The 10,876-nt window shown below is 42.4% G+C and carries 10 protein-coding genes; 3 read left to right on the top strand and 7 right to left on the bottom strand.

Annotation, left to right across the window (positions count from 1 at the left end; all coding sequences use genetic code 11):
* The first annotated feature begins 138 nt into the window (after window positions 1–138).
* A complete protein-coding gene (locus ACEW9J_RS05155; RefSeq protein ID WP_373544068.1) occupies window positions 139–1,896 on the top strand; it encodes an ATP-binding cassette domain-containing protein in 1,758 nt (585 codons plus the stop codon).
* On the top strand, window positions 1,893–2,039 hold the full coding sequence (locus ACEW9J_RS05150; protein ID WP_373544067.1) for a hypothetical protein: 147 nt from the start codon (window positions 1,893–1,895) through the stop codon (window positions 2,037–2,039). Before ACEW9J_RS05155 ends, ACEW9J_RS05150 begins: the two co-directional genes overlap by 4 nt.
* Here ACEW9J_RS05150 and ACEW9J_RS05145 read toward each other — a convergent pair.
* The 3 genes from ACEW9J_RS05145 to ACEW9J_RS05135 are packed head-to-tail and all read right to left on the bottom strand — an operon-like array spanning window position 2,028 to window position 4,429.
* On the bottom strand, window positions 2,028–3,137 hold the full coding sequence (locus ACEW9J_RS05145; RefSeq protein WP_373544066.1) for a sigma-70 family RNA polymerase sigma factor: 1,110 nt from the start codon (window positions 3,135–3,137) through the stop codon (window positions 2,028–2,030). The genes ACEW9J_RS05150 and ACEW9J_RS05145 overlap by 12 nt on opposite strands.
* Window positions 3,134–4,147 carry a hypothetical protein gene (locus ACEW9J_RS05140; RefSeq protein WP_373544065.1) on the bottom strand — a complete coding sequence of 338 codons (1,014 nt, stop codon included), beginning with the start codon at window positions 4,145–4,147 and terminating at the stop codon, window positions 3,134–3,136. The genes ACEW9J_RS05145 and ACEW9J_RS05140 overlap by 4 nt, the downstream gene beginning before the upstream one ends.
* Window positions 4,148–4,174: 27 nt before the next feature.
* Window positions 4,175–4,429 (bottom strand): hypothetical protein, encoded by a 255-nt coding sequence (locus ACEW9J_RS05135; RefSeq protein ID WP_373544064.1) that lies wholly within the window; start codon window positions 4,427–4,429, stop codon window positions 4,175–4,177.
* A 740-nt stretch (window positions 4,430–5,169) separates the two neighbouring features.
* On the opposite strand from ACEW9J_RS05135, the gene ACEW9J_RS05130 reads away from it, so the two are divergent.
* Entirely contained in the window at window positions 5,170–5,832 is a 663-nt protein-coding gene (locus tag ACEW9J_RS05130; RefSeq protein WP_373544063.1) for a hypothetical protein, read from the top strand.
* A 51-nt stretch (window positions 5,833–5,883) separates the two neighbouring features.
* Here the strand turns inward: ACEW9J_RS05130 and ACEW9J_RS05125 are convergent, their stop codons facing one another.
* From ACEW9J_RS05125 to ACEW9J_RS05110, 4 genes are all read right to left on the bottom strand, one after another.
* Window positions 5,884–8,763, bottom strand: a complete 2,880-nt coding sequence (locus tag ACEW9J_RS05125) for a hypothetical protein (RefSeq protein ID WP_373544062.1) — start codon at window positions 8,761–8,763, stop codon at window positions 5,884–5,886.
* Between the two features lie 24 nt (window positions 8,764–8,787).
* Window positions 8,788–9,441, bottom strand: coding sequence for a Tfp pilus assembly protein FimT/FimU (locus tag ACEW9J_RS05120; protein ID WP_373544061.1), 654 nt, complete (start codon window positions 9,439–9,441; stop codon window positions 8,788–8,790).
* Window positions 9,438–10,559: a PilW family protein gene (locus tag ACEW9J_RS05115; RefSeq protein WP_373544060.1), complete on the bottom strand. Its 1,122-nt coding sequence runs from the start codon at window positions 10,557–10,559 to the stop codon at window positions 9,438–9,440. The genes ACEW9J_RS05120 and ACEW9J_RS05115 overlap by 4 nt, the downstream gene beginning before the upstream one ends.
* The coding region (locus tag ACEW9J_RS05110) for a hypothetical protein (RefSeq protein ID WP_373544059.1) at window positions 10,525–10,876 on the bottom strand (352 nt) is incomplete at its 5' end. The genes ACEW9J_RS05115 and ACEW9J_RS05110, both read right to left, overlap by 35 nt.

Raw genomic sequence — 10,876 nt, 5'->3', positions numbered from 1 at the left:
GAAATCCTGTACACCCTTAATAGGGCTGCAAGGAAGCCCACGTCATAGCGTACTCGCTTGACGTGTGGTTATGTCACCCGATAGTAAATGTGAGTAATTCGGAGTATAATGGAGTAATAGTAAATAAGTATCATAACTATGGTTTCTACCACATTTTCAAGATCGGCTAATTCAAGGAACCCCGATCGTTCGATAAGTTGTTCGTTGGCGGAGCCTTCCCCTTGGGAAATCGATTCCATCCGACTAGAAGCGCGAAATATTACGTTAGGGTCAAAATACAATAAACGCCTCGAAGATGTCACCTTTACGATCGAGCCTGGACAACTAATCGCCATCGTCGGTGGCAGTGGTGCGGGGAAGTCAACCTTAATGCGAGTGTTACTCGGAAACCAAGCTCCCACCAGCGGCACGATCCATCTTAACGGGATCGACCTGCGCGAAAACCACGATCTGTTCCGCCAACACATCGGCTATGTCCCCCAAGATGATATCGTCCATCCTGACTTAACCGTCGAAGAATCCTTATACTGTGCCGCGAAACTCCGCTTGCCAGCAGGAACTAAACTTAGGGAAGTAGTCGATCGTACTCTCGATCGGATTCAGATGACCGATCGGCGTAGAGCCAGAATTATTAATCTCAGTGGTGGGCAGCGCAAGCGGGTGAGCATTGGAGTTGAATTGCTGGCAGATCCCAAGCTGTTTTTACTCGACGAACCCACGTCGGGATTAGATCCAGGACTCGATCGCTCGATGATGGAATTATTAAGGGATGTAGCGCACAAAGATAAGCGGACGGTGGCGGTAGTGACCCATGCGACCGATAATATCTCCATTTGCGATCGGGTATTATTCTTGGGCAGAGGTGGTAGATTATGTTTCTATGGAACTCCAAGAGAAACAACAATGTATTTCGGCTGTGGTAGTTTTACAGAAATCTATCTCAAGCTCGAAACCGAAGAGAAAATTGGATTATATCAAGCCATCTATCACGGTTCGAGCTATTGCCGAGATTATGTTACCAGCCTCTTACGCACCCCATCTAAGTCAATTCCATCCTTTGTTACTCCCAAGACTAATCTTGTCCGTCAGTGGCGAATTTGCTGTCATCGTCAACTCAAATTAACCAGACGCGATCGAATAAACCTGCTCCTATCGATTCTCGTCGCCCCCGTTGGCATCGGTTTACTTAAAGTTGCCATTGGGGATGTCAAACCATTCATAGCCGTAGCTGGCAACCATGTTAACGCGTCGATCCAAGTGCTACTGGTATTTGTCTGTGCCTGTCTGTGGGTAGGACTCTCTGGCTCTCTTCAGGAAATAGTTAAAGAAAAAGCAATTTACGCTCGCGAACGGGCGGTGAATCTCAAAGTTCGGGCGTACTTGGGTGCAAAAGTATTTGTGCTGGGATTATTGGCGATTTTTCAAGCTGTACTCATCGCTCATGCGATTGCTACTTGGTTTGTTGCACCTCTAGATCCTTTGGTAGCTTGGGAATCAGGGATAGCAATTGCATCCTTACTCACACTGGTTGCCAGCTTTAGCTTGGGGCTGCTCGTATCGGCGGTAGTACATAACAGCTCTCAAGCGAATAGTTTATTAGCTCTACTACTCATCCCCCAAATTGTCTTCTCAGGTGCCCTATTTAAGCTAGAAGGCATCGCTCAGACGCTTTCTTACTTCACTATCTCGCGCTGGTCGATTGGAGCGTTTGGCACGATCGCTAACGTTAATAGCTTGGCTCCAAAGCTGACAAACTTACCATTTCCGTTTGGGGTTGCCTATTCTCACTCTTGGAGTAACTTATCCCTAAATCTGGCGATGTTACTCGTCCATATGGGAGTTTATATTCTCATGGCTGCATGGCTACTCTCTAAGAAGGATGTGAATCGAGGATGAAATCACAAATAATCGCCGCACGACTCTGGATTCTCGATTGCTATTGGCAAGACGAAGTTGAATTAGAAAATCTCACCGATGATGCGGTAATTCGCGGCATCGATCGACATTATGATGGCGGATGGCTGGTGTTAGCTCAATAAACTTAGCCCCTCCCGAACATCTTGATAATTTTTAGCGACAGCCGTTAGCTGCTTCATCGCCTTCCTTTCCATTCCCCGAACTACCGCCTCACTGAGATTCAAGAGCTTGCCTGTCTCCGTTGTCGATTGAGGAATCTGATTATTTAGCCCGTACCGCAAACAAATCACCTGCTGTTGCTCAGTGGTTAACTCTGCCAAAAGTTGAGGTAATCGGACTTTGGCAATCTCCTCACTAATCAGCAAATCGCTGAGATCCCGATCCATTGAAGGGATGATGTCAATCAGGGCTGTATCTTCCTTGATCCCAATTTTCACATCGGTTGACATCACCTGCGGATCGTTGGCAATTGCCAATTTAACGTCAGCAATATCGATCTTCAACGCGATCGCAATCTGATTCAATGACGGTACTCGTCCATATTCAAGCAATAGCTCTCGATACTTACGTTTGACGTGTCCAATGGTTTCAATCTTATTAACAGGCAACCTAATCGTCCTGCCGTAGTTATTAACAGCCCGTGTCACTCCCTGTTTAATCCAATGATAAGCATACGTGCTAAATCGATATCCTTTAGTAAGGTCAAAAAGTTCTACTGCTCTTTCTAAGCCGATCGATCCCTCTTGGATTAAATCTAGTAGATCCAGCCCTCGCCCTAGATATCTTTTAGCGATCGATACTACCAAACGCAGATTAGCTTCAATCAGGATTTTTCGCGCTTTTAATCCTGCCGACTCACATAATTCCAGCTCTGGGACGGTAAGATCGCTCATATATGCCCACTGAATTCTGCCCTCAGAAACGATCGTTCTGAGCTTGGCACCAGAAATATTTGCCTGAACTGCCCACGCTGCTAGCGTCGGTTTGCGACCTAGTTGCGCGGCAAGCCGATCGCGGATCGCTGTCATCTCAATATACTCAATCAAGACTGAGTTCTTGGGATGTTCGGCAGCTAGTTTAGTTCGCAACTGGATGAGTTGCTTGTAACGCCCGTAGTTGTGGGCTTGATGTGTTTCTTCTTCTTTCGACAAGAGGGGAATTTTCCCCATTGCCTCTAAAAATAATCTAACTGAATCTTTTTGTAGTGCTTCAACTCTCATCTATTTTGGTTGCTGTTAGAAAATGCTGATGCCGCAAAGTGATTACAAGCACACTTGGCATAGTAAGTAGACTTTTGTTGCTCCAGCAGTTTACCCGTTTGCTGGAACATTAGATCGTAGCACTGGGCTAGTTGAAAATAAGTGATTCCAAGTTGCCGTCGGTAACGCCCACTGTTACCTTCAAAAATAGTCAGCGCAAAGTGATAATGCTCGATCGACAGTTCGATCGGTGCCAGCTCACTCCGTTGCAAACAGACCCCCAGATTTAACTTAATTTCTGCCCACTCATGGGGATTTCGTTCGCGGGTGAAAAAGGTTAGCGCAACTAGATAGTTCTCAATCGCCAGATCGAACCAATCTAGTCGCGCTTGGGCAAAAGCTTTCGCCATTAGTGTGTGATGATATGCGATTTTAACTATCGACGACTCGATTAGTTGCTCATTTCCTAAAACTGCCAACGCTCGATCGAATACTTCGATCGACCCGATCGCCTCGATTCCCTGGATTTCCATCCCTTCATCTAACTTATTTTTAAAATCATACACTCTCGACTCAATTACTACAAAAGCAGTCTGAATCGACTCCCATACCGCTGGATTTAAAGTAGGTTCGGCTGCTCGATAACCAACTGAGTTCTCTTTGGCTTTACTCAGTACGGCTAAAATAATATCCGTACAATCAAGATAGTTATTTAGCTCGACATCTTGGAAGTGAATTAACGTTTGTGCTAACTTCAGATATAAATTAGTTCTAAAATTCGGTGTATTTTGAGCATCGGTTCCAAACAGCGGCTTAAATGTCTCAATTTCCTCAATCAGCCCCCAATCGAGCAAATGTTGATGCTTGGAAATAAACACAAGTGTTTCCAAATCCTGGGTTTTCCCATAGCTAACTCCTTGAAACGTGTCTACCATGTTTCTCCCCTCGATCGCAAGAAGACTCATAACTAGTCCCCGATGTTGATTGGTAGCATGAGCCATTATCAATTCGACAATATCGCTTAAAATCATTTTTTGACAATTTTGTAATGCTAATTTCTAAATATCGGTAGTCAGAGAAGATGCTGTTATTTTGACAGATTCAACCTGACTGCGGCGATCTTCTACTCGATCTAATAATTCATTAGATTCGATTGAGATGGATTCTTGTCCGAATAATTCTTCTAGATCTAGTGCGGATGAAGTCTGCTTACCAATGTAAATTTCAAATGCTAACCGGACATGAAATTGTGTTAATTTACGAATAAACACAACTAGAATTGAATTGAATAGTTTAGCTAATTTTAGAATCATGGCAGAATTTGATAATTTTTCATACACACTTAGTATGCCCAGATATTAGAAGTAAAATATCATTCTAGTGATACTTGTATTAAATCATAGTCTTAACATAAAACTGATAAGCTGTTTTACATCTAAATTTTTGACTGAATCCCTTACGACAAGATTTCTAGAGGGCAAAAAGAGTGTTTTAAGTGTTTGACAGCTTAACATACATTATCTATCACTTGTTAAACTTAACTCGAAGATATGTAGTTTGCCCGACGTATAATAATTCTTTATACAAAAAATCTGCATCTTTTAATGCAGATAAATCGAAAAATCCTAAATACTTTAATAAAGATAAAATCTACACACTTACATAAATTTCTCTTATACCTATTATACCCAAAAAAATGAAAAACTTTACATCAAAGGATATGAAATTTTAAAATTTCACATTACTTTGTCAAGGAGATCTTACTATTTTATTAAAGTTCAACTCATACTTATTATGCTGAGAACACCACTAACTATTGGGAGCATCCACTTTTGGCAGATCGACCATTTTAGACAACCCACATAATATAATTTTCACTTCGTAATAATTATGTTTCGTCTGAAAGTGGATGCTCCTCAACTATCTCTGTATTTCCTAATTTGTGCGTTAAATAATACGACCGTCTAAGTAGTTTGGCTGATATTAATTCCTAAAATTAATATTAAGCTCCAGGGATGATATTATCGATTGTAATCAGCCCCTAAAAATAATCATGAAATTAACAAAACTCTCACTCGCTATTTTATCAGCAGCTTTCCTTTTAATCTCAACCGCTCCAGCAAAATCCGCCACATTACTCTCTGACAACTTCGACACGGAAAATAGTGGTGCTGGCAAGCTTAATTATACTGGCTACACCAATTGGGACAGTGGTAATACTAACTTGGTCGGTAATGGTTTCAATGATGTCCTTCCTGGAAACGGATTGTATGCTAATTTAAAAGACATTGGATCGAGTTTCTTACAGTCAAAAAGGCTTTTCACATTTAACGCAGGCGACACGGTAAACCTTAGTTTTAGATTAGCTGGAAGCGGAAATTCTAATTCTGGTTTATTAGTAACGCTTGGTAGTATTTTTATTTCCGTGTATACTGCACCAGGAACGCCTTTTCAAACCATTTCAGAAACAATTCTAGTTACACCCGATTTGGCAACATTTGCTCAAGCAAACCCTCTCATCCAATATCTAATCTTTCAAGGAGGCGGAAATAGCTCTACTAACCTCTACATTGACAACGTATCAGTGACTGACCAACTAGTTTCGCCTACAGCCGTTCCTGAGCCTTCAATGGTGCCTGGGTTGTTATTAGTTACAGCATTTGGGATAAAAAAGTTGGTTGTTCAACGACAAAAATCCATTCAGTCCGTTGAATAACTGCAATTATTAGTTTTGCCAGCAAATCTGTGAATTTGCTGGCTCTATCATTTATTGCGATAATACTGATTGAATCAAGTAAACACTTCGCGGTGTTAAGGGTGGTAACATTAAAAATGTGTCAAAGTTTGGATCGTAACGAAAAGTTGACCTTGCTGGATAATAATAGGAGACTGATGTACCAGCTCGTTTGAACGTGGGATTTGATTCTAGTGAATTACCAATCTGGAGCATCGATCCTTTGTAAAATAAAGCATCAGCACTCCAGAACTCCAGTAGTGAAAAATAATTAATAAGCCCACCATTACTACCCCCACCAGCAGATCCTCTATTAATTCCAGTGTTCCCAATACTATCAATTTTACCAGTTAGTAATGCTAGATTATAAGTAGTTTGAAAAGCATTATACATCTTGCCTAAGCTACCCACTGTACTGCTGCTAATAATGCCAGTATAATCCCCGATCGCATTACCAGTCCAAGGTACAATTCCAACTGTTGTCGCAGGAATCGCACAGTTCATTTCTCCTGTCCGCACCTGGTTAGGGTCGATTGTCGTCTCAGGGCTAACGCAGTTATTCGACAGAGCTGTAATATCATCTGCGAGTAAGCTAGCTGGCTGATAGTCGATTGTGTTCCAATCTCCGAGCAAATATGCTCCTTGGTCAGTTGCGATCGTCAAAGGTGCGGGTAAATTTGCCCCTCGACTAAATGCAAACCCATAGGGACTCTGTTGAGTAGCACCTCCTTTATACCTCCGATAGTAATCTAAGACAACTGGGTTTCCAGTATTATCCAAAACGGGAGCGCGGTCTTTAGGTGAAGTTTTGACAATTGGATCGGAGGCACTAGCTGTAGCATTCGTAGCTGCTCCCACCGATCCATCGCCACTTAGATTATCGTTAACGACTGCATGGATTACTAATCCTCCCTCAGTGCGATCGGTCGCACCCAAGCCTAGATAATTGAAGCTACCGATCGTACTGCCATTGACTGGAGCACGGGCAAACAGTAAGCTATTTGTAGAATTAGTTGAAGTATTTAGTGATGTAGTAATGTTGCTTAGTGTTACAGTTGGAGTCACCAAGGGATTGGTACCCATATTTACATGCCACCCATCCCGATTCCAAAGTGTCAAACTTTCGATATTAGTTTGCAGCACAGTCATCGATCGGTTCCGGCGTTGGTCGAATACCCCGCTAACTCCAGTACCAGTTTTGACCAATGAAATCGGTGCTGGCAAGAAACAACCCGATCGCGCTTTGGCTAAACTAGCTGGAGTAGCTGATATTATTGCTGCCCTTTCCAAACCACTCAGACCGATTGCCAAGGTAGGATCTGTTAGTAAAAGACCAAATATTACCTTAACCCCGACAGGCAATATCCCTGCGCCGATCGCGTTTCCATAATCAAGCGGCGTAGTTGAAGATGCGATCGCTACCCGTAAAGCCTGCAATATTTTATCCTGTTGCACCACAGATAACCCCGCCATCGTTGGATTAGCTGCGTAACTTCCATAACTTATCAGATCTCGCACTCGATCGCCAACACTAGCCTGACAAAACCTTGCCTCCTCCTCTGTATTTCCCTTCGCCAGCACTAATACAGGCTGCTGCAAGCTCATCAGTTGACCTACATTAAGCTTGGCACAAACTGGGCTAGTCCCTTGCCTCTTGGGGTCGATATAGTCAATACTAGGGTCGCTCCCCATTACTGGTGGAGTAATATTACAGGCTCCAGTGAGAATGCTGGAACCTGTTTGAATCGCGGTTAGATCAAAGGGAACGATGCGATCTGGCACCATTTCGATTCTTAGATCGGCTTTCCCGAAATAATCCCCGACCACACCCGTTTTATAGTTGCGCTTCCGTAAAAAAGGCAGGTCTGGCGTTACCAAACTCTTGACCGTATTAAAATCCTTGACGTTATTGGACATTCCCGCCAATTGCGGCAAAGTTAATGGGATCGACTGATAAGCAGGAAAAGCATCGGACAATACTGAAATTGTCCCAGCAGGGCTACAGGTGCCCGAAACTTCTGTACAGCTAGAATCAATTCGGTTATAGATATCCGCCGCAGATGTGACCTTTTTATTGATGGTAACTCCTGTTGAATCGTAAGATTGGATATACAGGTTTCCATTGGCATGTACTCTACCGGATAATGAGTTAAGACCACTGGTGATTTCGAGATCTCGATCGCTAAAGATCTGGAATTGAAACAGAGGTACTACTCGATTCTTAATGTCCATCTGTAGGATCGACTGTGCGAATCCAGTATCCAGAGGGCTTGCTTCGTTAACTGGGTTTATATTCACAGCCGAGGCGAACACGGTATATTTATACTCCAGTGCATTCAGTCCCCCAAATACTTCATCAGCGGGAATGACGATCGGATTTGGCAGTGTACTTGTACCCACATATGAAGTAGTATCCGTAACAAATGTGTAAGCATTATAATTAGTGGGCTTTCGATCGGTAACTATTGCAGTACTACCGCCCCCTCCAGCATTTGCAAAAACGTTGGCTATCCTATTTTCAATATAGCTAGATGAGGTATTCTCGCAGCCAAAATCCGTTGTTGAATCGACATTTACGGGTGCGATAAAACAAGTTGCCACATTTGCTTGGGTAACTGGATCTGTCGGTAAAGTTTGCCCTGGACTTAAACCTGATGGTCGATTAAAACCAATGAATGTTTGGCGCAGTTTTTCAGCCCTATTGTTTAAGGCTGACTCAGCCGCATAAAATGTATTGTTGCCATCTGTGAAAGCATTAGTTGTATCTAGAGAAGTTTGGGACGATCGCAAGAAGGCAGCTAAGAGTCCGAGCAGAATAATAATAATTAGAGAAACAATCAGCATTGCATAGCCTGACTCTTTTTGTTTTGAGCTAATTAGGTAATAGCGAAGAAGATAGTTGCGGTAGTTCATGATAAAGTATTATCTGTGAAATTTTCAAAGCATTGGTAGCCCATCTGCATCAAGTGGAATTCGATTATAGTTCCTATCCCAAATTAATACCTCTGGTTTAGAGTTAAACCCTCTAAAATATATAATTGAAGTAAAACCTCGGATCGATGGATCGTACTGAGAAAGCAATAGTCCAAACGAGCTAATAGATCCATTAGGCAAAATACATATCGGATGTAACCATGAAGTACGAATAACACTTTCAAGTCTTATGTATTGATAGATCCCAAAATCCTTGGGAAGCTCAAAATTTAACTTCGGATCGGGTACCCATTTACCTTCACGAGTTGCTACACGAAGACCACCCCCAATATAGGGAGCTGTGCCTGCCTGAGCTGCATTAGCACTATAAAAACTACAGCTAGCACCATCAATGCCTTGATCGATCGTAAATTTGTTTCCTTGCCCGATAAGAGTACCAAAACCAGCTTCAAACGTATCGACAGGATAAATTCGATAGGGACGACCTGTTGAGAGTGCTTTCGATCTAGCCAATTTAACAGCAGTTTCTAATTGTAAAATTGCCCCACGCCAAGGATTTTTGGGCAGGATAGATGGTAGAGCAAGTGCCGATAAAAATCCAATCATCACCACAACAACCAATACTTCTATTAAAGTAAAACCTTTTATTTTGCTCATTTTGCACTACTATTTCTAGGGTAAAACTCAACAGAACTAGTCAACTTATCCATGTCGCTAACTGATGGTAGCGGATTTCCGCCAATGGGGTTATGTTTTGATACGACCTGCAAACGTACACCTTTGAGTAACTTCCAGCTATCCACTTCACTGGAATTAAAATCACAGATATAACTAGGAATAGTTGAATCGCATCGCCTAGCACTTGAGAGATAACTTCCATCTACCAAATCTACACTTGAAAAATCATTAGTATAAACACGAGCGGCAACAGAGAACTCTTTAATATTAGATGAGATGGGGAGATTAAGAATTTGATTGATACCATCAACTTCTCTATTTACATTAACATATAAAACTCCACTACTATTTAGAACATATACCTTTTCCTGAATCAAATATAAAGGACTTCCTATTCCAAAGGTAGCACTAACATTAGGAGCACTAGTAGCTAAACTGTCAATCGAGATCGCGTAACCACTCCCAGTATCAAAATCATCAATATATTTAAAACTTCGATAACTACCAGCTCGATCGGAGATAAAAGCAAGGGTTTTCTCTGAGTCAAGCGTTGGTTTAGGATTAAGACAAAAATCTCTATCATTCACACTATAATCAAGCGAGGGATCGTCCAAAGAACACCTAAAAGTCCGCGCCTTAAATAAATCCGAAGGTCGCGCAATCGTACTCGGATTTGTTACAGTCACCATATTCTGCGACCCACATATTGGAGTATTAACTAATAGCGTTGTATTCATAGAAGCACTATTAATATCCTCACACAATGTCAAAGCTGGCACCACAGCCGATCGAATCGTCAACTTCGACGATCCAGGCATCGCATCCACATCGGTATTCGGCTCAATCACGATCGCTGGAAACTTCTCATCCAAAATATTCATCCCAGCAAACTGAATATCTTTCCCAATCATCGCGAGTAACGCCGATTGATTCTGAGCCGTATCAGTCGTCCTTTCAGAATCACTAAATGATTTATTCCAGTCTACCAAAGCATTTAAAGACAACCCAGTCACAATGCTCAGGATAATCATGCTCACGATTAATTCAGCGATCGTAAAGCCATCACTGGAACTTCGTCTGAATCCCCTGATAGCCATATATCGGTGTAGCCGTATCATTGAAAAAAACCTCAACTCTATAAGCACGAGACGTAGCAGTACAGACAGATGGAGTAGCACAGAAAGTAACTTTAGTTGAATATTGTCGCCCTAGTGCTTTGGTGAAGATCTGCTCTGCTGGTGTGGGTCTAGCTAGATTTACCGGACTTTCGATCGTTGCCCCAGGCGTAATCGGCAATTGGTCGAACGGTGTCGATCGAACATCATCAAACGCTCTTTTAGCAATCATCAACGCCCCTGTCCGAATCTGACTCTGCTGAGAGTTAATTTGGGCATAAAGGATCAACGGCAAGCAG

The sequence above is a fragment of the Chamaesiphon sp. genome (assembly GCF_041737865.1).
Taxonomy (GTDB): Bacteria; Cyanobacteriota; Cyanobacteriia; order Cyanobacteriales; family Chamaesiphonaceae; genus Chamaesiphon.
The sequence above is the reverse complement of the archived record's forward strand: the minus strand, read 5'-3'. Positions and strand labels throughout refer to the sequence as shown.

Coding starts and splice junctions, on each gene's coding strand:
- ACEW9J_RS05155 (WP_373544068.1), top strand. CDS start 139: ATGGTTTCTACCACATTTTCAAGATCGGCTAATTCAAGGAACCCCGAT.
- ACEW9J_RS05120 (WP_373544061.1), bottom strand. CDS start 9,441: ATGAGCAAAATAAAAGGTTTTACTTTAATAGAAGTATTGGTTGTTGTG.
- ACEW9J_RS05125 (WP_373544062.1), bottom strand. CDS start 8,763: ATGAACTACCGCAACTATCTTCTTCGCTATTACCTAATTAGCTCAAAA.
- ACEW9J_RS05130 (WP_373544063.1), top strand. CDS start 5,170: ATGAAATTAACAAAACTCTCACTCGCTATTTTATCAGCAGCTTTCCTT.
- ACEW9J_RS05115 (WP_373544060.1), bottom strand. CDS start 10,559: ATGGCTATCAGGGGATTCAGACGAAGTTCCAGTGATGGCTTTACGATC.
- ACEW9J_RS05135 (WP_373544064.1), bottom strand. CDS start 4,429: ATGATTCTAAAATTAGCTAAACTATTCAATTCAATTCTAGTTGTGTTT.
- ACEW9J_RS05150 (WP_373544067.1), top strand. CDS start 1,893: ATGAAATCACAAATAATCGCCGCACGACTCTGGATTCTCGATTGCTAT.
- ACEW9J_RS05140 (WP_373544065.1), bottom strand. CDS start 4,147: ATGATTTTAAGCGATATTGTCGAATTGATAATGGCTCATGCTACCAAT.
- ACEW9J_RS05145 (WP_373544066.1), bottom strand. CDS start 3,137: ATGAGAGTTGAAGCACTACAAAAAGATTCAGTTAGATTATTTTTAGAG.